Origin of the sequence: Bradyrhizobium sp. MOS003 (assembly GCF_003020125.1) — a bacterium.
GTDB lineage: Bacteria > Pseudomonadota > Alphaproteobacteria > Rhizobiales > Xanthobacteraceae > Bradyrhizobium.
In genome coordinates this window covers 168573-190642 of sequence record NZ_PYFW01000005.1, presented here as the reverse complement: position 1 = coordinate 190642, position 22070 = coordinate 168573, and the positions used below count along the sequence as shown (strand labels likewise).

The window sequence follows — 22070 nt, the reverse complement described above, 5'->3', positions numbered from 1 at the left end:
CCGTCCGCGCCACGGGCCAAGAGAGCAAGAATTCGATGAGAAACTTTCATTTCCCAGGCAGGTCCACGGTCCACGCCACCAATGCAATGGTCGCGACCTCGCATCCGCAGGCCTCGCTCGCCGCGATCGAAGTGCTGCGCGAAGGGGGCACCGCGGTGGATGCGGCGGTCGCGGGCTCGGCCCTGCTCGGCGTGATCGAGCCACAATCGACCGGCATCGGCGGCGACTGTTTCGCGCTGGTCCAGCCCCGCGGCGAGGGCAAGATCATCGCCTACAACGGCTCGGGTCGCGCGCCGAAGGCGGCGAATGCCGACTGGTATCTCGAGCGCAAGATCAACTCGGTGCCGCTGACCTCGGCGCATGCGGTCTCGATCCCCGGCGTGATCGACGCCTTCGCGACCGTGTTGCGCGATCACGGCAAATTCGGCTTCGACCGGCTGCTGCAGCCCGCGATCAAGGCGGCCGAGGAAGGCTACGTCGTCGCCCCCCGCATCGCCTTCGACTGGAAGAACCAGTTCGAGAAGCTCAAGGACGGCACCAACACCGTGCGTTACCTGTTGCCGGGCGGCAAGCCGCCGGTGGCCGGCGACGTCATCCGCCAGGCCGAACTCGGCAAGACGCTGCGTGCGATCGCCAAGGACGGCCGCGACGCCTTCTACAAGGGTGCGATCGCGGAAGACATGGTCGAGACTCTCAGGGGCATCGGCGGCCTGCACACGCTCGACGATTTTGCCGCGCACACCACCGAGACGACCACGCCGATCGGCACCATGTACAAGGGCTACGACGTCTGGCAGTGCCCGCCGAACGGACCCGGCCTCACCATGCTGCTGATGCTGAACATCCTGTCGCGGTTCGACCTGACGAAATACGCCCCTCTCAGCATCGAGCGTTTCCATCTCGAAGCCGAGGCCGCGCGCATCGCCTACATGCACCGCGAGCTGCACGTTGCCGATCCCGACCACATGCAGGTTGAGGTCGCCAAGATCCTCGCCAAGGAATTCTGCGACGAGCACATCGCCAAGATCCGCATGGACGGCATGCTCGACCTGCCGAACGTCGCACCGCCGATGAATCCGTCGACGATCTACATCACTGTCGTGGACAAGGACCGCAACGTCTGCTCGTTCATCAACTCGATCGCGCATTCCTTCGGCTCGGCGATTGTCTCGAACAAGACCGGCGTCCTGTTCCAGAACCGCGCCGGCGGCTTCCGCATCCAGCCCGGTCATCCCAACTGCATCGCCGGCGGCAAGCGGCCGCTGCACACGATCATGCCGAGCCTGCTCACCAAGGGCGGCCGCTCGGTGATGCCGTTCGCGGTGATGGGCGGGCAGTACCAGCCGGTCGGCCAGACCCACGTCGTGACCAACATCCTCGACTATGGCTGCGACGTGCAGGAGGCGATCGACATGCCGCGCGGCCTGCATTACGAGGGGCAGTATCAGCTCGAGGACAGCGTGCCGGCTGCGATCGTCGAGGGCCTGAAGAAGCTCGGCCACAAGACCACCAGCGTGGTTGGCCCGCTCGGCGGCGCGCAGGCGATCTGGATCGACTGGGACAAGGGCACGCTCACCGGCGGTTCCGATCCGCGCAAGGACGGCTGCGCGCTCGGCTATTGAGCGAAGCTCCAGCGGGGCTGGCAACGACCATCGCATTGCGCTAGACACCTTCCGCCTCAAACGGAAGGTGCCTTATGCAGCGTTTCCAGCGCGCACTCCTCACCCTGATGTCGGCGCTCGCGATTACGGTGATCGCAGGCGTGTCGCATTTCGTTTCCACCACGGCCTCGGCCCAGACCGCAGGAAAGACCATGACCACAGCTTCAGGCTTGCAGATCATCGATTCCACCGTCGGCACCGGCGCCTCGCCGCAGCCCGGCCAGATCTGCGTGATGCACTATACCGGCTGGCTCTACGAGAACGGCCAGAAGGGCAAGAAATTCGACAGCTCTGTCGATCGCAAGGAGCCGTTCGAATTCCCGATCGGCAAGGGCCGTGTCATCGCCGGCTGGGACGAGGGCGTTGCCTCGATGAAGGTCGGCGGCAAGCGCACGCTGATCATCCCGCCGCAGCTCGGCTACGGCGCCCGCGGCGCCGGCGGCGTGATCCCGCCGAATGCGACGCTGATGTTTGACGTGGAATTGCTCGCGGTAAAGTGACGCGTAGCGGCCAGGCCGAATCCGGCAAGACAAACAAAAAGACCGGCCTTTCGGCCGGTCTTCTCGCTTTCAGATGCCGCGCGTCATTCCGTCGCGCGCTTGGCTCCCGCCGCTGCGCGATCAATCGCGTCCTTTGCGGCGTCCTTGGCATCGCCCATGGCCTGCTGGCCCTTGCCCTTCACTTCCTGGATCACGCCCTCGCCTTTCAAACGGTCGGAACCGGTGGCTTCACCGATGCCCTGCTTGGCCTTGCCGATGGCTTCGTTGGCGGTACCCTTGATCTTGTCGGTCGTGCTACCCATGAAAATTCTCCTTCCATTGTGCTCGCATAGACAACGTTCTGCGGCTACGAGAGTTCCAATTTTGGTATGGCTCGCCAGCGGGGCTTCGGGTTAGGTTGCCGCGCACGGAACCAACAGAAAGCAAGTCCCATGACCGGCCATGATCATTCGCATTCCCACCATGACCACGATCACGACGATCGCTGGAAACATGACGGCGTGCGGGTCATTCCCGGCAACCAACTCGATACCAACGTGCCGTCGACGGCAGGCATGGACCGCGCCGCCGCGATCAATTTTGCGCGCGTGGGCGCCCAGAAATTGTGGGCCGGCACCGTCAGCATCAAGCCGGACGCCAAGACCGGCGCACATCACCACGGCCATCTCGAAAGCGTCATTTATGTCGTGAAGGGCAGGGCGCGGATGCGCTGGGGCGAGAGCCTGCAATTCACCGCGGAAGCCGGCCCCGGCGATTTCATCTTCGTCCCGCCTTACGTGCCGCATCAAGAGATCAACGCCAGCCCAGACGAGGTGCTGGAATGCGTGCTGGTGCGCAGCGACGGCGAGGCGGTGGCGATCAACCTCGACATCGAGCCGGTCGAGAAGCCCGAAACCGTGCTGTGGATCGATCCCGTCCACCGGGATCCGAACGAGAAGAAGTAAGACCTGACGGTCGCCTTCCGGTTCTGTTGGACAGAACCGGGCGGGGGTGACCTCGAAAAATATCCGGACGCGGTGTCGGGCGGCCGTCGGCCTATCCGTCCTTGGGCAGAACCCGCCCAAGGAGCGTCCGATGCCCAGGATGATTTTTCTCAATCTGCCGGTGACCGATCTCAAGCGTGCGACCGCTTTTTATGAAGCGGTCGGCGCGACCCGGAACCCGCAATTCAGTGACGACACCGCGAGCTGCATGGTCTTTTCCGAGGCCATCTACGTGATGCTGACGACCCACGACAAATTCCGTCAGTTCACGCCGAAGCCCATCTCTGATGCAAAGACCTCGAACCAGGCGCTGTTCTGCCTGTCCGCCGACACCCGCAACGAGGTCGACGCGATCGTCGGCAAGGCCGAGGCAGCGGGCGGGGTGGCCGATCCCGGTCCGAAGGACGAATACAGCTTCATGTACGGCCGCAGCTTCGAGGATCCGGACGGCCATATGTGGGGTGTGAACTGGATGGACATGGCGGCTGTCCCTCCGCAGCCCGCCACGGCGGATGCCTGATCAGCTCGTTTGAACGCTAAACCGAGGAGGAGCATTCAAGATGTCCAAGGTCGTGCCCTGCATGTGGTTCAACGGCGATGCCGAGGAAGCCGCGAAGTTCTATGTCTCGCTGGTGCCGAATTCGGCGATCACGCACGTTCAGCGCAACGTATCGGACGGCCCTTCCGGCAAGGAGGGCTCCGTGCTCGTGGTCGAGTTCACGGTCGCCGGTCAGCCGCTGGTCGCGCTCAACGGCGGTATGAAGATGGAATACACCCACGCCATCTCGTTGATGATCCATTGCGATGACCAGGCCCAGGTCGATAGCGTCTGGACCGCTTTCCTGGCCGATGGCGGCAAGGAGGAGCAGTGCGGCTGGCTCAGGGATCGCTGGGGCGTGGCCTGGCAGGTGGTGCCCAAGGTGATGTTCGAATTCCTGTCGAGCCCGGACAGGGCAGCAGCTGCGCGCGCGATGCAGGCCATGATGAAGATGGTGAAGCTGGATGTCGACGTGCTACGCCGCGCGTTCGAGGGCAAGTCGGCGGCGTAGCGCAGTGCTCTCGCCGCACGATCAGCGTCGTAAGGTGGGGCAAGGCGCTCTTGCGCCTTGGCCACCATCCGTCCCTGTTGAGAGAGTTGGTGGGCACGCTTTCGCTTTGCCCACCCTACGAGACCGTGGCCGCAGCTAATAATTGATCCGAAGCCCCACGCCGCCGTGGATGGTGTTGCCGACGGGCTGCGGGCCGAGCGTACCGTTGGCGAAGAGGTCCACGACCCAGCCCTTCTGCACGCGGAAGCCGAGCCGGCCGCCATATTCGAACCAGCCCTGGTTGCCCATGGTCGGCACCACCGTGCCGTCACCGGTCACGGTGGCGACGATGCCGCTGTGGCTCGCAAACGACTGCACCCAGCCGCCGTTGATGTTGGTTTCGATGTTGCTGCTGAACAGATGCGTCCACTGGCCGCCGATCTTGACCAGGCTGGTGCGGTCGGTGCCGGTCGCGATGGTGGCGTCGAACGGGTTGAAGGCCACCGCATTGTCGCTATAGCCGGACACGCGCTGCCAGAGTTGCCAGACCTCGATAGAAGCTGCGACCTCGTCGCGCGGCGACACGCGGCTTATCCAGCCGGCGCGGCCGTAGACCGCATAGTTCGAAGCGTTGGTCGAACTCGTTACGCTCACCGGTCCGAGGCTGGTATTGTAGCTGCGCGTGTAGCGCGCCTTCTCCCACGGCGTCAGGATGGTGCCGACGTCGAAGAACGGACGCGACGAGCCCCAGTCGGTGAAGTCATAACGGAGCGCGAAGGCGCCGATCGGCGCGCTCGTGATCTTGTAACCGCCCTCGTTGTATTGCGTGTAGGCGATACCGGCGAGCAGCGACAGATTGTTGGTGAGCTCCTTGCGGCCGTGGATGCCTGCCGAAAACGAACCGGCCGAGCCGAATGCGCTGATGCAGTCGCTGCAATTGACCTGCTCGTTGACCCCCAGCAGGACCGTGCCGAGCACCCGGTTGGTGATCATCTGGTTGAAGCGCTGATTGGCGAGGCCGCCGATCGAATTGCCGCTGGAATCCGCACCGGTCGGCGCCGGAGTGGATGTCGGACTCGACGTCGGATACGGACTCGGCGAGGACGAGGGATAGGGGCTGGGCGAGGGATAGGGGCTCGGCGAGGGGGAGGGCGACGGTGAATAAGTCGGCGTCGGGGACGGTGAATAGCTCGGGTAGGGCGTCGGCTCGCTGCATTCGGATTCACACGCCGCCGCGGCTGCCACCGGACGAATATCGGACGCGACGAACGCAAGCGCAGCGGCCGCGGTCAGCATACCGGCGAGGATGAAGCGTTTCAGGTGGAGCTTTGCCATCGTCAGCGCCCGCACAGCATGCCGTCTTCCTGGACGGCCGGCGTGATGGTCGGCGAGGCGCCGGCATATTGGTTCACCGCGCAGAGTCCTGCACTTGCAGCGCAGTTCGCGGCGAAGGTCCAGGGCGGTGTGTTGGTCTTGGTGATCGAGACCTTGCCGCCGGTCGATGTGATGATTGCGGTGTCGCCCGGTTGGGTGAGCTGCACGCACTGGGAGTTCGTCGTGCAGACGCTGGCCGCGCCGTCCTGAAGCACGACGACGGAGCGTCCGCGCTGCGAAAGGATGTCGAGCGTGGTGCCGCGTACGCCGATGGTGGCAAGCGGCGTCGTGATCTTGTAGGCGGTCTTCTCGGAATGGCCGGTGACGAAACGGAACGCGCCGGTGGTCATGCGGATCGCGACGTCGCGATAGCTGTGCTCGTCGTTGAAGACGGTGCGGTCGAGCTTGAGCGTGGCGCTGGGCCCCAGCGATAGATTGGTGCTGTCGGCCATGACGAAGCGCGCGGCGCTGTCGGCGCCGGTGCGCACGGTCTCGTCGCGCAGCATGCTGTCGCCGACACTGATCGGCGTGGCCTTCGCCGCCACGCGAACCACTTCGTTCTGGATCACGACGGCTTCGCCGACGCGCGTTTGCGCCGACGCAACAGGCGCCACGCACAATGCGGCCGACAACAGGATGGGGAAAAGCCAGAAACGCAAATTCATTTCACAACCGATCGATGTGTCCCTGATCGTACCGGATCGCGCGCGCTTCTGATGTGGCGAATTTATCACAAGCGGCGCAGACGTGCGTTATGCTTAGTGACAGCCGCAGCGGAATGCGTTCAATGAAAACTGCGATCCTTATTTTTGTCCGCGGTGACGCAAATTTGCCACGCAAAATATCCCCACAGCAGCCGCTTGAACGGCCCGCAGTTCCAAGAGTGTCGCGAAGCACAGTGGTTGCTGTCGCTATTTTCCTAGCTGCCCATCTCGCGTTGCTGATCGGACTGACGACGCCGGACAAGTTCGTCTTCGACGAGGTGCACTACGTGCCGGCAGCACGGCAGATGCTGGCCCCCGTGATGTCGCAGCCGATGCTCAATCCGATGCATCCGCCGCTGGCCAAGGAGCTGATTGCGGCGTCGATCGCGGCCTTCGGCGACAACGCGCTTGGCTGGCGTTATCCTGCGACATTGTTCGGCGCATTGGCGATCGTCGCGATCTATCTGTGCGGCCTCGCGCTGTTCTCCGCGCAGGGTCCCGCAATCGCCGCGACGCTGATCGCGGCGTTCAACCAGATGCTCTACGTGCAAGCGCGTATCGCCATGCTCGACATCTTTGCGCTCGGCTTCGGTCTGCTCGCGACCGCGGCCTTCATGCATGGTTTTCGACGCGAGCGGCCGCAGGCGCTGTTCGCGCTTGCCGGGAGCCTGTTCGGCCTGGCGGCGGCCTGCAAATGGAGCGGCCTGTTTCCGCTCGGCGTCTGCATCGTCATCGTCGCAGTGATCCGCCTGATGCAGGGCTGGCGCACGCTGTTCGCCGACGCGAAGCCGGACGACTGGTACCGGCCGGACCTGTGGCCCGGCTTGCGGCTTCATCATGTCGCGCTCTGCTTCGTCGTACTGCCGGCGATGACATATCTTGCGGCTTGCGTTCCACTCTATGGGGTGTCGTTGCCGGATCTGATCGAGGCGCAGCGCCGGATCTTTGCCGACAACACCACGACCGCGATCGCCGGCCACACCTATATGAGCGCGTGGCCATCCTGGCCGCTGCTCGCACGCCCGGTGTGGTTCCTGTTCGACAAGTCGGGGGAGGACAGCATCTCCGCGATCGTCTTCCTCGGCAATCCGCTGGTGCTGTGGCCGGCTCTGCTCGCGCTCGTGCTCGTGCTGCGCGATTTCATCGTGCTGCGCCGGTGGGATGCGTTCCTGATCGCGGCGTTCTATTTCGGTCCCTGGCTCGCCTGGGCATTGCTGCCGCGCACGCTGGGCTTCATCTACTATTATCTGCCCGCTGCGACGGCTGCATCGCTCGCGCTGGTCTACGTGCTACGCCGGGACGGGCTGCCGCGCTGGCTGCTCTGGGCCTATGTCGGAACCGCCGCGATCGGTTTTGCAGTCATGCTGCCGATCTCGGCAGCCTTCGTCGGCACCACTATGCGGAGCTTCGGCCGGCTGATGCTGTTCCAGAGCTGGATATGACATCGCCGCCTGCCGGGGAGGCAGGCGGCGTATTTCGCGGTTATGGCAGATCACTTGGACGCGGTCTTGGTGTCCATGTTCACGACCTGGACGCGGCGGTTGATCGGGTCGGCGCCGTTGGCGGTATCCTTCAGCTTGGTCTTGCCGTAGCCGACGGTGACGAGATCGGTGCCGTTGAGGCCGTAGTTCTGCACCAGGTACTTCTTGATGGTGTCGGCGCGGCGCTCGGAGAGACCTTGATTGTACTCTTCGCCGCCGGTCGCGTCGGTGTGGCCGGCGACCACGAAGGTCGAGCCCTTGAGCGCCGGATCGGACAGCGCCTTGCCGAGGGCCTGCACCGAGGGCACCGAGGTCTTGGCGATATCGGCCGAGTTGTAGTCGAACTGGATCTCCAGATCGATCTTCGGCTTGGTCGCGGCGAGCTCGGCAATCTGCTCGCGCTCGCCGGTCGAGAGCGAACGGGTCGAGCGGTTGCGCACGGTGTTCAGGAATGTCGATTCCTTGGCCTGCACCGCCGGATCGGCCTGCGGACCGACGGACAGGCCGCGGGTCGCCGGCTTCGGCTTCAGTGCATCCAGGATCTGGCCTGTCGAGACGTTGTTGTCACCGGCCAAAGCCAGGCCCGCCGTCATCGACAGCGCGGCGGAGAGAGTTATCGCCTTCAGTCCAAAGAATTTATCAAAACGGGTCATCGTCGTATCCTCGCGGTTTCGCCTGATAGCGATTTGATGCTGCGAGCCTAGGGCAGGTTCAAATGTCCTGATGTGATGTTGGTCACGTTGGCAACACCCGCTACAAGGCCGGTCCTGGAGCATTTCCGGGCGTTCCGGACGGCGGACCGACGCGTTTCGCGGTTACCCCCGGGGGCGGGGCCGGTCGCACCAACAGAGGTGGTCGCACGCGCCGCGGCACAGGTTCAAACGGCCGCGGTCCCCGTTGTGATTGAAATCACGTTGATACGCATGGACCCTGGCTCCGGCAACTCCGTCACTGCACCGCAGCAAGAAAATTGTCTTCTCCGCGAAACGTCGACGCGAGAGAATACGTAATTGCGAAGGCCGGCATGATGCCGGTTTCATTTTACGGAGGAGACTTTTCGATGAAGATCTTGCTCACGGCCGCAGCCTTTCTCGCGTTCACCCTTTCGCTTTCGCCCGCCTCCGCCGCGATGATGGCGTGCACCAAGGACAATATGATGAAATCCGCCGCGATGATGGGCGGCACCCCCGACACGTCGGCCAAGATGGCGGCCAACAAGGAAATGGCCATGGCCAACACCGACATGAGCAATGGCAAGATGAAGAGCGCCTGCATGCACTACATGAAGTCGCAGAAGGCCATGATGGCGAAGTAGGTTTCGGCCGCGCTGTCAGCAGATGGCAGCGCGGCTTTTTCATTCCAGGTTCCGGTCAGGTTCTTTCTCCCGGCGCGAATCCCGCTACATTGCGTTCTGCAATGTCACGCGCGCCCAAACCGCTTCCCCTCACCACGACACAGGCCCGGCAGATCTGGCTGCATGCCCAGCGGCTGGATGAGCGTGCCCCATTCGGCGAAGGAGCACAGGCCGTCGCAGATGCGGTCGCCCATCTCGGCTACGTGCAGATCGACACCATCAACGTCATCGAGCGCTGCCACCATCACATCCTGTTCAGCCGTATCCCGTCCTACCGTCGCGCCAATCTGCGCCACGCCCAGAGCGTCGACAGAAGCGTGTTCGAGTATTGGACGCACGCGCTGTCCTACGTGCCCGCCGGCGACTTCCGTTTCTTCCTTCCGGCGATGCGCGAGCATCGCCGCGAAGGGCACAAATGGTTCGCCTCGGTGAAGCCTGCGGACACGCGCAAGGTGATGCGGCTGGTGCGTGCAGGGCCGCTGACGATCCGCGATATCGAGGACGATGTGCTCACCGAGAAGGAGCATCTGTGGCAGAGCCGTAAACCCTCGAAGCGGGCTTTGCAGCTCGCCTTCTATACCGGCGCCGTGACCATCAGCGAGCGCCAGGGCATGCTCAAGACCTACGAGCTGATGACGCGGCATTTCGGCTGGGACAGGCTGCCGAAGCCGGCGTCGGCCAGGGAGATCACGACCTATCTGCTCGACCGCGCATTGCGGTCCCAGGGCGTGGTGAGTCTGGATTCGATCTGCCATCTCGATGCGCCGCGCAAGAAGGCGGTGGCCGGCCTGATCACCTCCCGCGTCCGCCGCGGCGAGCTGGTGCCAGTCGCGATCGAAGGTGCCGGCAAACAGGAGCATTGGGCAGCGCCGGCCGCGCTCGAGGCGAACGGCGAGGTGGTCTCGCCCGATCTCGTTCACATCCTCTCGCCGTTCGATCCCCTGATCATTCAGCGCAAGCGCACCAATCTCATCTTCGGCTACAACCATCTGTTCGAGGCCTATGTACCGAAGGCCAAACGCAAGCTCGGCTACTTCGCGCTGCCGGTGCTGGTCGGCGACGAGATCGTCGCCGCGCTCGACATGAAGACCGACCGGCAGGCGAAGAAGCTGCTGATGCAGAAATGGACCTGGGCGGGACAGGGCAGGAAGACGGCGGGGCGCAAGGAGCTCAAGCAGAAGATCGAGGACGAGCTCGATCGTTTCGAGCGGTTTCAATTGGCGGAGTGAGCTGCAAGGCCACCGGTCTCGTAGTCTCGTAGGGTGGGCAAAGCGTAGCGTGCCCACGTCTCGCCTATTCGATGAGAAGACGTGGGCACGGCGCTAGGGCGCCTTCGCCCATCCTACGAGACCGCGCAATTTTGCAACCCGATCGATCCAAGCGCCGAAAACAATCCCGACAGCGTAGGCCACCAGATTCCAAAGCGAGAAGATGCGCCTGAGCAGCAGTGCGCCGGCCGTCGTCAGCCGGAACGCATCGAGCCAGGGCGCATGCACCAGCCGGGAGAATTCCACGACGACGGTGATCATCGCCGCGAGGGCCGCAATCTGTGCCCGCGTGAGCCGCGGCAGCAGAACCCCGACCAGCAGAAACACCATCGTCGCCCACAGCAGTGAGCCGCCATACTTCACGACGAACGCGGGCAGGCCGATCGGATAGCCGTACCAGCGCAGGGACAGTCCGCAGGCGATCACCGCGAGGGCGAGGGCGGCGCGGATTATCGAAGTCCGCAACAGCGCAGCAGGTTTATCCGGTTGCGTGCCGTGCATTGCTTGCTCCATTGACTCTTCGGCCGCGATGCTGAAAACCGCAACCAGCCCATAAAAGCAACAACCCGGGGGAAGCCATGAGCCAGACCACCACCTATGCCGGTTCCGCCGGCGGCAACAAATCGGACATCGAGACCTCGACCATCCGCGCCATCTCCTGGCGCCTGATTCCGTTCCTGGTGCTGGCCTACTTCTTCTCCTATCTCGACCGCGTCAATCTCGGCTTCGCCGCTCTGACCATGAATGCGGAGCTGAAGTTCACCCCGCTGATCTTCTCCTGGGGCGCCGGCATCTTCTTCATCGGCTATTTCATTTTCGAGGTGCCGAGCAATCTCGCGCTCGAGAAATTCGGCGCCAGCCGCTGGATCGCCCGCATCATGGTGACCTGGGGCATCATCTCGGCGCTGATGGCGCTCACGAGCGGTGTCACCAGCTTCTACGTCCTACGCTTCCTGCTCGGCGTCGCCGAGGCCGGCTTCTTTCCCGGCATCATCCTCTATCTCACCTATTGGTATCCGGCCGAATATCGCGCCCGCTTCCTTGCGGCCTTTGCCATCGCCGTGCCGGTCTCGACCGTGATCGGTGCGCCGGTGTCGGGCCTGCTGCTCGGGCTCGACGGCACGATGGGCCTGAAGGGCTGGCAGTGGCTCTTCATCATCGAAGGCATTCCCTCAGTGCTGCTCGGCATCGTCACCTGGTTCTACCTCACCGACAAGCCAGAGAAGGCGGATTGGCTGTCGGCCGAGCAGAAGGCGTGGCTGAAGGCGAAGCTCGATTCGGAAATCGCGGCAAAGCAGGCGGTGAAGCACCTTTCGCTCGGCGAGGCATTGTCCTCGCCGAAGGTGATCGCGCTCAGCCTGATCTATTTCGGCTTTGTCGGCGCGCTCTACGGCATGCAGTTCTGGCTGCCGCAGATCGTCAAGGCCTTTGGGCTGACCAACGCGCAGACCGGCTTCGTCACCGCGATCCCGTATCTGTTCGGCACCATCGCCATGATCCTGTGGGCGCGGCATTCCGATGCCACGCGCGAACGCGTGAAGCATGTCGGCGCGCCGCTGCTGCTCACCGCCGTTGCGCTCGCCGTCTCCAGCTATCTCACCGACCCGACCATGACGATGGTGGTGTTGACGGTGGCCGCGATCGGCGTGTTCTGCTGTTTCGGCGTGTTCTGGACGTTGCCGACCGCATGGCTCTCCGGCACCGCGGCCGCCGGCGCCATCGCCCTGATCAATTCGATCGGCAACCTCGCCGGCTTCGGAGGGCCTTACCTGATCGGCTGGGTCAAGGAAGCCACGGGCCAGACCTCGACCGGCCTGTTGGTGCTCGCCGTGCTGCCGCTGCTTGCCGGCATTCTGGTGTTCATCGGCGGCCACGACAGCAAGCATGAGTTTGTCGAGCAGGGGCGGTAGAGGGCAAACCCACCGTCGCGCAGCCTGGATGATCCAGGCTGCGGACCCGTCCTCTGCCCTTATCAGGGCACCTACCTGACTTATGGTCCTTTCGACTCTTACCACCCCTTAAAGATCACGCATTCCTGATGACTGACGATTATTGACTTTCGTCAGTGATTAGTCGACATTGCTCTCATTCGAGATGCAGGAGTGTCCTTCGATGTTCGTCCGGTCTGTTTTGTCCAGCTATTCCAGGCTCTTGGCCGGCGTTTCGCTGGCGTTGATGGCTGCCGCCCTCGCCGGATGCAATGACACCGTCGCCGAAAAGGCCGAGCCGCCGCGCCCGGTTCTGGTCGCAACCGCGCATTATGATGCCGAGACCCCCGAGCGCAGTTTCGTCGGCACCGTCCGGCCCCGGATCGAGAGCGATCTTGGCTTCCGCGTCGCCGGCAAGGTTGCCAAGCGCCTCGTGGAAGTCGGCCAAACCGTCGAAATCGGCCAGCCGCTCGCCACCCTCGACGAGGTCGATTTGAAGCTCCAGGCCGAGCAGTCGGTCGCCGAGCTGACCGCCGCGACCGGCGTGTTGGCCCAGGCCGCCGCCGCCGAGCAGCGCGCCAAGGATCTGAAGGCCAAGGGCTGGACCACCGACGCCCAACTGGATCAGAGCCGTGCGTCCGCCGATGAGGCCCGCGCGCGCCTGAACCGGGCCGAGCGGTCGGTCGAGTTGACCAAGAATTCCCTTTCCTACGCGACGCTCAACGCCGACGCCCGTGGCGTCGTCACCGCAACGCTGATCGAGCCCGGCCAGGTGGTTGCCGCAGGCCAGACTTCGATCCGCGTCGCTCGCTTTGCCGAAAAGGAAGCGGTCGTCGCGATCCCTGAGACGCTGGTCGGACGTGCCAAATCGGGCGTCGCCAGCGTCACTCTTTGGTCGGAGCCGGGCAAGAAGTATACGGCCAAGCTCCGCGAGATCGCGCCGACGGCCGATCCGGCCACGCGCACCTATCTTGCAAAGTTCTCGTTGCCCGAGGCCGACGACAAGGTGTCGCTCGGCATGACCGCGACGCTGACGCTGTCGGATGCCGCGACCGAGCGCGTCGCGCGGCTGCCGCTGTCGGCGCTGTTCAACGAAGGCGGCAAGCCGTCCTTCTACGTCGTCGACGACAACGGTGCGCTCACGCTGAAGCCGGTCGTGGTGAAGTCCTACGAGAGCAACGACGTCGTCATCGCCAGCGGCGTGGACGAGGGCGCCAAGATCGTAGCCCTCGGCGTGCAGAAGCTCGATCCGGGCCAGCGGGTGCGGGTCGTCTCGTCACTGTCCTTTTAGGTCTCGTTTTCGAGTTACGTCGTGTGAGGTGAGTTTCGGCCTTTGTCCCTAAGCAAAGGCTGAAGCGGCGAAGCGATCCAGAACCTGCCCAGCCCCCTGGATTGCTTCGCTGCCTCCCGATGACGCTTTGAACAGTGTGGCTGTCGTGTTTTTGGCAATTGGATCGTCCTTTCGGAGAGAGCGATGAAGCGCTTCAACCTTTCGGCCTGGGCCGTCAGCCATCCGACGCTGGTTCTCTTCTTGATGATCATGCTCGGCGTCGCCGGCTTCTTCTCCTATGAGAAGCTTGGCAGGGCCGAAGATCCGTTCTTCACGGTGAAGGTGGTCAACGTCTCCGTGATTTGGCCGGGCGCGACCGCGCAGGAGATGCAGACCCAGGTCGCCGATCCCATCGAGAAGAAGATCCAGGAGCTGCCCTATTTCGAGAAGGTGCAGACCTATTCCAAGCCCGCCTTCACCGCGCTCCAAGTCACCTTCCGCGACTCCACGCCGCCGAAGGACGTGCCTTACCTCTTCTATCTTCTGCGCAAGAAGCTCGCTGATGTGCAGGGCCAGTTGCCGTCGGGCATCCTGGGACCCGTCGTCAACGACGAGTTCTCCGACGTCGATTCCATTCTCTACATGATGACCGGCGACGGCGCCGACTACGCCCAGCTCAAGAAGGTCTCCGAAGGCTTCCGTCAGCGCATGCTGAAGGTGCCGGGCGTAACCAAGGTCGACGTCTACGGCAATCAGGACGAGCGCATCTTCGTCGAGTTCTCCCACGCCAAGCTCGCCACCCTCGGCATCACCCCGCAGGCGCTGTTCGACTCGCTCGCCAAGCAGAACAATGTGACGCCGGCCGGCACGGTCGAAACCTCCTCGCAGCGCGTGCCGCTGCGCGTCACCGGCGCGCTCGACGGCGCCAAGGCCGTCGCCGAGACGCCGGTCGAGAGCAACGGCCGCGTGTTCCGCCTCGGTGACATCGCCACCGTCACCCATGGCTATGTCGATCCGCCGAGCTTCGTCGTCCGTCAGGAAGGCAAGGCCGCGATCGGCATCGGCGTCGTCACCGCCAAGGGCGCCAACATCCTCGAGCTCGGCAAAGAGGTCGAGAAGGCGACGGCCGATTTCATGAAGGCGGTGCCGCAGGGCATCGACGTCAAGCTGATCGCCGACCAGCCCAAGGTGGTCGAGCACGCCGTCGGCGAGTTCGTGCACTCCTTCATGGAAGCGCTTGTCATCGTGCTGTTCGTTTCGTTCCTGGCACTGGGCTGGCGTACGGGAATCGTGGTCGCGCTGTCGGTGCCGCTGGTGCTCGGCATCGTCTTCATCGTCATGAACATGATGTCGCTCGACCTGCACCGCATCACGCTGGGTGCGCTGATCATCGCGCTCGGCCTGCTCGTCGACGACGCCATCATCGCGGTCGAGATGATGGTCGTGAAGATGGAGCAGGGCTGGGACCGCATGCGTGCGGCGTCCTTTGCCTGGGAATCAACTGCGTTTCCGATGCTCACGGGAACGCTGGTCACGGCCGCTGGCTTCCTCCCCATCGGCTTTGCCAATTCCGCGGTCGGCGAATATGCCGGCAGCATCTTCTGGATCGTGGCGATCGCGCTGGTCGCGTCCTGGTTCGTGGCGGTGATCTTCACGCCCTACATTGGCGTCAAGTTGCTGCCCAACATCACGGTGCACCACAATCACGATCCGCACGCGGTCTACGAGACGCGCATGTACCGGGGCCTGCGCGCCATCGTGCAATGGTGTGTCAATCACCGCATCACCGTGGTGGTCGCGACCGTCGGAATCTTCATCGCCTCGGTGGTCGGCTTCGGCCACGTCCAGCAGCAGTTCTTCCCGCTGTCGGAGCGCCCCGAACTGTTCTTCCAGTTGCGCCTGCCCGAGGGCACCGCCTTCAACGTCACTGAAAAGGCGGTGAAGAAGGCCGAGACGCTGCTGAAGGATGACAAGGACATCGAGACCTACACGTCCTATGTCGGCCAGGGCTCGCCGCGCTTCTGGCTCGGCCTCAATCCGCAGCTGCCGAACGAGGCCTTTGCCGAGATCGTCATCGTCGCCAAGGGCGTCGAGGGGCGCGAGCGCGTCAAGGCCAAGATCGAGAACGCGGTTGCGGACGGCATGCTGTCCGAGGCGCGCGTCCGCGTCGACCGCTTCAACTTCGGCCCGCCGGTCGGCTTCCCCGTGCAGTTTCGCGTGATCGGTCCCGACGCCAACAAGGTGCGCGAGATCGCCTACCAAGTCCGCGACGTCATGCGGCAGAACAAGAGCGTCAAGGACGTCCAGCTCGACTGGAACGAGCAGTCGCCCTACCTCAAGCTCGTCGTCGACCAGGATCGTGCCCGCGCCCTGGGCCTGACCCCGCAAGACGTGTCGCAGGCGCTCGCGCTGCTGATCTCGGGCTCGCAGGTCACGACCGTGCGCGACGGCATCGAGAAGGTCGGCGTGGTGGCCCGTGCGGTTCCGTCCGAACGCCTCGACCTCGGCGGTGTCGGCGACCTCACGATCACCTCGCGAAACGGCGTTGCCGTGCCGCTGCAACAGGTCGCCAAGATCGAGTATGCCCACGAGGAGCCGATCATGTGGCGGCGCAACCGCGACATGGCGATCACCGTGCGCTCCGACGTGGTCGACGGCGTGCAGGCGCCCGACGTCACGGGCCAGATCACGCCGAAGCTGAAGGCGATCAAGGACCATCTCGAGCCGGCCTACCGGATCGAGGCAGGCGGCGCGTTCGAGGAATCGGCCAAGGGCAACGCCTCGATCTTCGTCCTCTTCCCGCTGATGGTCATGGTGATGCTGACGCTGCTGATGATCCAGCTACAGAGCTTCTCGCGCCTGATCCTGGTGTTCCTGACCGCGCCGCTCGGCATCGTCGGCGCCTCCTTCGGCCTCAACGTCGCCAATGCCCCGTTCGGCTTCGTGGCGCTGCTCGGCCTGATCGCGCTTGCCGGCATGATCATGCGCAACACGGTCATCCTCGTCGACCAGATCGAGACCGACGTCTCGCACGGCCTGACCCGACGCGAGGCGATCGTGGAGGCCACCGTTCGCCGCGCCCGTCCGGTGGTGCTGACTGCGCTCGCGGCCATCCTTGCCATGATCCCGCTGTCGCGCTCGGCCTTCTGGGGTCCGATGGCGATCACCATCATGGGCGGCCTGTTCGTCGCGACCTTCCTGACGCTGCTGTATTTGCCGGGCCTCTATGCACTTTGGTTCCGGAAGAGCCTGGACGAGGCGGGCACTCCCGAGCAGCCTGCCGCGTCGCAGCATGGCAGCGATGAACATCCGGCAATTCCGCTTGCTGAAGCGGCTGAATAAGTGAGATGAAGTGCTGGCGAACGAGTCCTGACAGATGACACTGGTTGCGGAACATATCGAAGGCGACACCCGGGATCGTATTCTCGAGGTGGCCGAGCGGCTGTTCCGCCAGATCGGCTACCAGAAGACTACGGTCGGGGACATCGCCAAGGAGCTCAGGATGAGCCCCGCCAACGTGTATCGCTTCTTCGAATCGAAGAAGGCGATTCATCAGGCGGTGGCGCGGGGTTTGATGGGCGAGGTCGAGCTCGAGGCGCAGCGGATCGTGGCGAAGCCTGGTCCGGTGCCGGAGCGCTTCCGCGAGTTGCTCACCACCATCCACCGGATGAATACCGAGCGCTATGTCGGCGACAACAAGTTGCACGAGATGGTCGAGATCGCGATGCAGGAGGATTGGCAGGTTTGCGTCAATCACATGGAGTGCATTGGCGGCTTTGTCGGCCAGATGATCGCTCAGGGCGTCGCCTCGGGCGATTTCGAGGCACCCGATCTCCAACTGGCCGCGCTGTGCTCCTGTACTGCGATGATGCGGTTCTTCCACCCCCAGATGATCGCCCAGTGTGCCACCAAGCCGGGCCCGACCATCGACCAGATGATCGATTTCGTCATCGCGGGTCTGTCGCCGCGCCACTGACGGGCGCGGAATTTCTCCTGTAAGCAGGCTCAACGCCCCAGACCGACCGGCTGGTGGCGACGAGGACGGGCAGGGGAAAGCCAGCGTGACCGACAAAGACCTGTACTTCTACGAGCCCTCCAAGGGCCACGGCCTCAAGCATGACCCCTTCAACGCCATCATCGCGCCGCGACCGATCGGCTGGATCTCCTCTCGCGATACCAAGGGCCACGTCAACTTGGCGCCCTACAGCTTCTTCAACGCCTTCTGCTACGTGCCGCCGATCATCGGCTTCTCTTCCACCAATTGGAAAGACACGGTCGAGAACATCCAGCAGACCGGCGAGTTCGTCTGGAATCTCGCCACCATGGACCTCGCCAAGCACATGAACGCGACCGCCGCGCATGTCGCCCCTGAGGTCGACGAATTCGAGATCGCGGGCCTCACCGCCGTGCCCGGCAAGCTCGTCAATGTGCCGCGCGTCGGCGAGAGCCCCGTCGCCTTCGAGTGCAAAGTGTCCGACATCGTCCGCCTCAAGGGTGCCGACGGCAAGGTAGCCGATGCGTGGCTGACGCTGGGCGAGGTCGTCGCCGTCCACATCGACAAAGCCATGATCAAGGACGGCGTCTACCAGACCGCCGCCGCCCGCCCGATCGTCCGCGCCGGCCGCCGCGGGGACTATTTCGAGATCAAGCCGGAAAACATGTTCGAGATGATCCGGCCGGATTAAGACCGGCCAAACTGTCCTGTCATTCCGGAGCGGCGCATAGCGTCTAGTCCGGAATCCGTAACCATGATCGGGAGTATGGATTCCGGGCTCGCGCCAAGAGCGCGCCCCCGGGATGACGGCGGTGACATTCGGCCCCATTCCCCTCCCGGAACTGCTCCCGCGTCCCGGCCGTTATTGGCCAGGGCGGCCGCCCGGCCGCGTCAATGTCGCGGGCGAAGTCTTCACCCCCGCCAGCCACTTTCCGCTAAAATGCCGCCAACCGCGCCGATGCATGAGGTCAGCCATGAGCTTCCGCCGCGACACCATCACCAAGCCGATATTTTCCTGGGCTCGCGGCGTGCTGCCGGCGATGTCCGATACCGAGCGCGAAGCGCTGGAGGCGGGCGACGTCTGGTGGGATGCCGATCTATTTACCGGCAACCCTGATTGGTCGAAGCTGCTGAAAATTGCGCCAGCCAAACTGACTGAGGAGGAGCTTGCCTTCCTCAACGGTCCCGTCGACGAGCTCTGCGCCATGCTCGACGAGTGGAAGATCTCCTGGGAATGGCGCGATCTGCCGCATGATGTCTGGCACTTCATCAAGCGCGAAAAGTTCTTCGGCATGATCATTCCGAAGGAGTTCGGCGGCCTCGGCTTCTCGCCCTACGCCCATTCGGAAGTCGTGCGCAAGATCTCGACCCGCTCGATCGCGGCGGCCGTCACGGTGATGGTGCCGAATTCGCTCGGGCCCGGAGAGCTGCTGATGCATTTCGGGACCAAAGAGCAGCGGGAGCGCTGGCTGCCGCGCTTGGCCGACGGCCGTGACATTCCCTGCTTCGGCCTCACCAGCCCGGAAGCCGGCTCCGACGCCGCTTCCATGGTCGACACCGGCATCATCTGCAAGGGCACCTTCGAGGACCGCGAGGTCGTCGGGCTCAGACTCAATTGGCACAAGCGCTACATCACGCTTGGCCCCGTCGCGACGCTGCTGGGTCTTGCCTTCAAGGCCTATGATCCCGACCACCTCGTGGGCGGCCAGGAGGAACTCGGCATCACCGTGGCGCTGATCCCGACCAATCTGCCCGGTGTCGAGATCGGCCAGCGCCACCTGCCGTCGATGCAGGTCTTCCAGAACGGTCCCAATTGGGGCCGCGACGTCTTCATTCCGCTCGATTACGTCATCGGCGGCAAGGAGCGGTTGGGACAGGGCTGGAAGATGCTGATGACCGCACTAGCCGCCGGCCGCGGCATCTCGCTGCCGTCGCTCTCGGCGGCGGGCGCTGCCTATGCGGCGCGCACGACCGGCGCCTACGCCCGTATCCGCGAACAGTTCGGCATCTCGATCTCGAAGTTCGAAGGCGTCGAGGAGCCGCTTGCGCGCATCGTCGCCACCGCCTACCAGCTGGATGCGGCGCGGCGCCTGACCTGCGCCGCACTGAATGCCGGCGTTCATCCCGCCGTCATCTCCGGCATCATGAAGCTGCACGCCACCGAGCGGATGCGCACAGCGGTCGACGACGCCATGGACATTCATGGCGGCAAGGCCGTGATCGACGGTCCGCAAAACTATCTCGGCAATCTCCACCGCGCCGTCCCCGTCGGCATAACGGTCGAGGGCGCCAACATCCTGACCCGCAATCTCATCGTGTTCGGGCAAGGCGCGATCCGCGCGCATCCCTATCTGCTCGCAGAGATGAATGCGCTGGCCGACGCCGATCGCGAGCGTGGCCTGACCGCCTTCGACAAGACGTTCTGGAAACATGTTGGCCACAGCTTCCAGACCCTGTTCCGGGCTTTCGGTCGGAGCTGGACCTTCGGCGCCTTCGTGCTGGCGCCCGATGCGGGCGACGCCACGCCTTTCTATCGCCAGCTCTCGCGCTATTCGGCGGCATTTGCGCTCTGCGCGGACATGGCGCTGCTGACGCTTGGCGGCGCACTCAAGCGCAAGGAGATGCTATCGGCGCGCTTCGGCGATATCCTCTCTGAACTTTATCTCCTGTCTGCCGCGCTGAAACGCTGGCAGGACGAAGGCCGGCAGAAGGAAGACTTTGCCGCGCTGGAATGGTGCATGGCGACGGGCTTCAAAACCATCGAGAACCGACTTGCCGAAATCCTCGCCAATCTGCCCAATCGCTTCGTCGCGGGCTTCCTCAAGTTCGTGGTCCAGCCGTTCGGCGCCCGCGTGCTCGGCCCGTCCGACCGGGTCGTGCACCAATGTGCGAGCCTGGTGCTGGAGCCCTCGGCTGCGCGCGAGCGCCTCACGCCGGATCTGGCCCATGTCGATGATGACGGCGGCTTCGCCCGGCTGGAGCATGCGTTCAAGCTGGTGACCGCCACCGACGCGATCGCCAAGCGCGTGCGTGCCGCGCATGTTCGCGACTGGAAGGACGCCGTCGCCAAGGGGGTGATCACGCAGGTCGAGGGTGAGCAGCTCGCCGCCGCTCACGAAGCGGTCACCAGAGTCATTGAGGTCGACGATTTTGCGCCGGAGGCGCTGTCGCCGATTTACAAGAAATCCGGAGACGTGCATCAATTCTTCCAGGAACTGGGTGAGCAGAGAGCAGCGAGCTGATGGCACGACCGGTTTTCATCGTCGACGGCAGCCGGACGCCGTTTCTGAAGGCGCGTTCGGGGCCAGGTCCGTTCACGCCGGTCGATCTCGCTGTGCAATGCGGCCGGCCGCTCCTGGCGCGCCAGCCATTTGCACCAGCGGATTTTGACCAGGTCATTCTTGGCTGCGTCAACGTGATCGCGGACGAGATGAATCCGGCCCGCGTCGCCGCGCTTCGGCTCGGCATGGGCGAGGACATGGTCGCATTCACCGTACAGATCAATTGCGGCTCCGGCATGCAGTCGATCGACGCCGCCTATCGCTATATCCGCGAAGGCCATGCCGACATGATCCTCGCCGGGGGCACCGAGGCGCTGAGCCATGCGCCGCTGGTCTGGCCGAACTCCGGCGTGCGCTGGTTCGCCGGCCTTGCCACCGCCAGGGGCATGGCCGCGAAGCTGGCCGCTGCGTTCAAGTTGCGTCCGCGCGATCTCAAGCCGATCATCGGCCTCGAGCGCGGACTGACCGATCCCATCACCGATCTGAACATGGGCCAGACCGCCGAGATCGTCGGCCATCTCTTCGGCATCACGCGGGCCCAGTCCGATGCCTATGCCGCCGAAAGCCATCGCCGGCTCGCGCATGCGCAAGGCGCGGGATTTCTCAAGGGCGAGGTCGAGACGGCGTTCTCCCGCGACGGAAAGTTCTTCGACCATGACGACGGCGTACGCCCGGATTCAACGGCCGAGACACTGGCAAAGCTGCGGCCGGTGTTCGAACGTCCCTGGGGACAGGTCACGGCCGGCAATTCGTCGCAGATCACCGATGGCGCGTCCTGGGTGATCCTGGCCTCCGACGCCGCGGTCGCAAAGCACGGACTGACGCCGAAGGCCGTTATCGTCGACAGCAACTGGGCCGCGCTCGATCCCAGCATCATGGGGCTCGGTCCGGTGATGTCGGCGACGCCTCTGCTTGCGCGCAACGGCCTTACGGTTCAGGACGTCGAAACCTGGGAGCTGAACGAGGCCTTCGCGACGCAGGTGCTCGGCTGCTTGGCTGCCTGGAATGACGACAAGTTCTGCCGCGAGATTCTCGGCCTCGACGGCGCGGCCGGCGAGATCGACCGTGACAAGCTCAACGTCGATGGCGGCGCGATCTCGCTCGGCCATCCCGTCGGGACCTCCGGCAACCGCATCGTGCTGCATCTCGTCAACGCGATGAAGCGGCTCGGCACGCGGCGCGGAATTGCCACCGAGTGCATCGGCGGCGGGCTCGGCGGCGCCATGCTGATCGAGGCGGTGTGA

General features: G+C 64.0%; 20 protein-coding genes. 15 read left to right on the top strand and 5 right to left on the bottom strand.

The window, feature by feature from the left end; all coding sequences use genetic code 11:
* Window positions 1-35: 35 nt before the first annotated feature.
* Window positions 36-1622, top strand: coding sequence for a gamma-glutamyltransferase (ggt, locus tag C7G42_RS23050; protein ID WP_106951234.1), 1587 nt, complete (start codon window positions 36-38; stop codon window positions 1620-1622).
* Window positions 1623-1696: 74 nt separating this feature from the next.
* Window positions 1697-2161, top strand: a complete 465-nt coding sequence (locus tag C7G42_RS23045; RefSeq protein ID WP_018323238.1) for an FKBP-type peptidyl-prolyl cis-trans isomerase — start codon at window positions 1697-1699, stop codon at window positions 2159-2161.
* A gap of 83 nt (window positions 2162-2244) precedes the next feature.
* On the opposite strand, the gene C7G42_RS23040 is transcribed toward C7G42_RS23045, so the two are convergent.
* On the bottom strand, window positions 2245-2463 hold the full coding sequence (locus tag C7G42_RS23040) for a CsbD family protein (protein ID WP_106951233.1): 219 nt from the start codon (window positions 2461-2463) through the stop codon (window positions 2245-2247).
* Between the two features lie 129 nt (window positions 2464-2592).
* Between C7G42_RS23040 and C7G42_RS23035 the strand changes: the two genes are divergently transcribed.
* The 3 genes from C7G42_RS23035 to C7G42_RS23025 all read left to right on the top strand — a co-directional run bounded on the left by C7G42_RS23035 (window position 2593) and on the right by C7G42_RS23025 (window position 4193).
* Window positions 2593-3105: a cupin domain-containing protein gene (locus C7G42_RS23035; protein WP_106951232.1), complete on the top strand. Its 513-nt coding sequence runs from the start codon at window positions 2593-2595 to the stop codon at window positions 3103-3105.
* A 130-nt stretch (window positions 3106-3235) separates the two neighbouring features.
* The gene (locus C7G42_RS23030) at window positions 3236-3664 is read left to right on the top strand and encodes a VOC family protein (protein WP_106951231.1); all 429 of its coding nucleotides are present in this window, start codon (window positions 3236-3238) and stop codon (window positions 3662-3664) included.
* A 40-nt stretch (window positions 3665-3704) separates the two neighbouring features.
* Window positions 3705-4193, top strand: a complete 489-nt coding sequence (locus C7G42_RS23025; RefSeq protein WP_106951230.1) for a VOC family protein — start codon at window positions 3705-3707, stop codon at window positions 4191-4193.
* Window positions 4194-4328: 135 nt separating this feature from the next.
* Here the strand turns inward: C7G42_RS23025 and C7G42_RS23020 are convergent, their stop codons facing one another.
* Together C7G42_RS23020 and C7G42_RS23015 are read right to left on the bottom strand one after the other, a co-directional pair.
* Entirely contained in the window at window positions 4329-5507 is a 1179-nt protein-coding gene (locus C7G42_RS23020; RefSeq protein WP_199581085.1) for a hypothetical protein, read from the bottom strand.
* A gap of 2 nt (window positions 5508-5509) precedes the next feature.
* On the bottom strand, window positions 5510-6211 hold the full coding sequence (locus tag C7G42_RS23015) for a FecR family protein (protein ID WP_199581084.1): 702 nt from the start codon (window positions 6209-6211) through the stop codon (window positions 5510-5512).
* Window positions 6212-6333: 122 nt separating this feature from the next.
* Here C7G42_RS23015 and C7G42_RS23010 point away from each other — a divergent pair, with 122 nt between their 5' ends.
* A complete protein-coding gene (locus tag C7G42_RS23010; protein ID WP_245427879.1) occupies window positions 6334-7692 on the top strand; it encodes a phospholipid carrier-dependent glycosyltransferase in 1359 nt (452 codons plus the stop codon).
* Window positions 7693-7742: 50 nt separating this feature from the next.
* On the opposite strand, the gene C7G42_RS23005 is transcribed toward C7G42_RS23010, so the two are convergent.
* On the bottom strand, window positions 7743-8384 hold the full coding sequence (locus C7G42_RS23005) for an OmpA family protein (RefSeq protein ID WP_106951226.1): 642 nt from the start codon (window positions 8382-8384) through the stop codon (window positions 7743-7745).
* 407 nt (window positions 8385-8791) lie between these two features.
* Here C7G42_RS23005 and C7G42_RS23000 point away from each other — a divergent pair, with 407 nt between their 5' ends.
* Both C7G42_RS23000 and C7G42_RS22995 read left to right on the top strand, forming a co-directional pair.
* On the top strand, window positions 8792-9046 hold the full coding sequence (locus C7G42_RS23000) for a hypothetical protein (protein ID WP_106951225.1): 255 nt from the start codon (window positions 8792-8794) through the stop codon (window positions 9044-9046).
* A 101-nt stretch (window positions 9047-9147) separates the two neighbouring features.
* Window positions 9148-10314: a winged helix-turn-helix domain-containing protein gene (locus tag C7G42_RS22995; protein WP_106951224.1), complete on the top strand. Its 1167-nt coding sequence runs from the start codon at window positions 9148-9150 to the stop codon at window positions 10312-10314.
* Between the two features lie 93 nt (window positions 10315-10407).
* Here the strand turns inward: C7G42_RS22995 and C7G42_RS22990 are convergent, their stop codons facing one another.
* Window positions 10408-10854 carry a ribosomal maturation YjgA family protein gene (locus C7G42_RS22990; RefSeq protein WP_199581083.1) on the bottom strand — a complete coding sequence of 149 codons (447 nt, stop codon included), beginning with the start codon at window positions 10852-10854 and terminating at the stop codon, window positions 10408-10410.
* Between the two features lie 77 nt (window positions 10855-10931).
* Here C7G42_RS22990 and C7G42_RS22985 point away from each other — a divergent pair, with 77 nt between their 5' ends.
* From C7G42_RS22985 to C7G42_RS22955, 7 genes are all read left to right on the top strand, one after another.
* Window positions 10932-12263 (top strand): MFS transporter, encoded by a 1332-nt coding sequence (locus C7G42_RS22985; protein WP_106951222.1) that lies wholly within the window; start codon window positions 10932-10934, stop codon window positions 12261-12263.
* 202 nt (window positions 12264-12465) lie between these two features.
* Window positions 12466-13572, top strand: a complete 1107-nt coding sequence (locus C7G42_RS22980) for an efflux RND transporter periplasmic adaptor subunit (RefSeq protein ID WP_106951221.1) — start codon at window positions 12466-12468, stop codon at window positions 13570-13572.
* Window positions 13573-13755: 183 nt separating this feature from the next.
* Complete coding sequence (locus C7G42_RS22975; RefSeq protein WP_106951220.1) at window positions 13756-16893, top strand: efflux RND transporter permease subunit; 3138 nt, start codon at window positions 13756-13758, stop codon at window positions 16891-16893.
* Between the two features lie 34 nt (window positions 16894-16927).
* Window positions 16928-17527 carry a TetR/AcrR family transcriptional regulator gene (locus C7G42_RS22970; protein WP_094975780.1) on the top strand — a complete coding sequence of 200 codons (600 nt, stop codon included), beginning with the start codon at window positions 16928-16930 and terminating at the stop codon, window positions 17525-17527.
* Between the two features lie 85 nt (window positions 17528-17612).
* On the top strand, window positions 17613-18236 hold the full coding sequence (locus C7G42_RS22965) for a flavin reductase family protein (protein WP_106951219.1): 624 nt from the start codon (window positions 17613-17615) through the stop codon (window positions 18234-18236).
* A gap of 283 nt (window positions 18237-18519) precedes the next feature.
* Window positions 18520-20787: an acyl-CoA dehydrogenase gene (locus C7G42_RS22960; protein ID WP_199581082.1), complete on the top strand. Its 2268-nt coding sequence runs from the start codon at window positions 18520-18522 to the stop codon at window positions 20785-20787.
* Window positions 20787-22070: an acetyl-CoA C-acetyltransferase gene (locus C7G42_RS22955; protein ID WP_106951217.1), complete on the top strand. Its 1284-nt coding sequence runs from the start codon at window positions 20787-20789 to the stop codon at window positions 22068-22070. The genes C7G42_RS22960 and C7G42_RS22955 overlap by 1 nt, the downstream gene beginning before the upstream one ends.

What these genes read in the sequence shown, in the direction of transcription:
- ggt (WP_106951234.1), top strand. Translation starts at nt 36, where the DNA reads ATGAGAAACTTTCATTTCCCAGGCAGGTCCACGGTCCACGCCACCAAT.
- C7G42_RS23045 (WP_018323238.1), top strand. Translation starts at nt 1,697, where the DNA reads ATGCAGCGTTTCCAGCGCGCACTCCTCACCCTGATGTCGGCGCTCGCG.
- C7G42_RS23040 (WP_106951233.1), bottom strand. Translation starts at nt 2,463, where the DNA reads ATGGGTAGCACGACCGACAAGATCAAGGGTACCGCCAACGAAGCCATC.
- C7G42_RS23035 (WP_106951232.1), top strand. Translation starts at nt 2,593, where the DNA reads ATGACCGGCCATGATCATTCGCATTCCCACCATGACCACGATCACGAC.
- C7G42_RS23030 (WP_106951231.1), top strand. Translation starts at nt 3,236, where the DNA reads ATGCCCAGGATGATTTTTCTCAATCTGCCGGTGACCGATCTCAAGCGT.
- C7G42_RS23025 (WP_106951230.1), top strand. Translation starts at nt 3,705, where the DNA reads ATGTCCAAGGTCGTGCCCTGCATGTGGTTCAACGGCGATGCCGAGGAA.
- C7G42_RS23020 (WP_199581085.1), bottom strand. Translation starts at nt 5,507, where the DNA reads ATGGCAAAGCTCCACCTGAAACGCTTCATCCTCGCCGGTATGCTGACC.
- C7G42_RS23015 (WP_199581084.1), bottom strand. Translation starts at nt 6,211, where the DNA reads ATGAATTTGCGTTTCTGGCTTTTCCCCATCCTGTTGTCGGCCGCATTG.
- C7G42_RS23010 (WP_245427879.1), top strand. Translation starts at nt 6,334, where the DNA reads ATGAAAACTGCGATCCTTATTTTTGTCCGCGGTGACGCAAATTTGCCA.
- C7G42_RS23005 (WP_106951226.1), bottom strand. Translation starts at nt 8,384, where the DNA reads ATGACCCGTTTTGATAAATTCTTTGGACTGAAGGCGATAACTCTCTCC.
- C7G42_RS23000 (WP_106951225.1), top strand. Translation starts at nt 8,792, where the DNA reads ATGAAGATCTTGCTCACGGCCGCAGCCTTTCTCGCGTTCACCCTTTCG.
- C7G42_RS22995 (WP_106951224.1), top strand. Translation starts at nt 9,148, where the DNA reads ATGTCACGCGCGCCCAAACCGCTTCCCCTCACCACGACACAGGCCCGG.
- C7G42_RS22990 (WP_199581083.1), bottom strand. Translation starts at nt 10,854, where the DNA reads ATGCACGGCACGCAACCGGATAAACCTGCTGCGCTGTTGCGGACTTCG.
- C7G42_RS22985 (WP_106951222.1), top strand. Translation starts at nt 10,932, where the DNA reads ATGAGCCAGACCACCACCTATGCCGGTTCCGCCGGCGGCAACAAATCG.
- C7G42_RS22980 (WP_106951221.1), top strand. Translation starts at nt 12,466, where the DNA reads ATGTTCGTCCGGTCTGTTTTGTCCAGCTATTCCAGGCTCTTGGCCGGC.
- C7G42_RS22975 (WP_106951220.1), top strand. Translation starts at nt 13,756, where the DNA reads ATGAAGCGCTTCAACCTTTCGGCCTGGGCCGTCAGCCATCCGACGCTG.
- C7G42_RS22970 (WP_094975780.1), top strand. Translation starts at nt 16,928, where the DNA reads ATGACACTGGTTGCGGAACATATCGAAGGCGACACCCGGGATCGTATT.
- C7G42_RS22960 (WP_199581082.1), top strand. Translation starts at nt 18,520, where the DNA reads ATGAGCTTCCGCCGCGACACCATCACCAAGCCGATATTTTCCTGGGCT.
- C7G42_RS22955 (WP_106951217.1), top strand. Translation starts at nt 20,787, where the DNA reads ATGGCACGACCGGTTTTCATCGTCGACGGCAGCCGGACGCCGTTTCTG.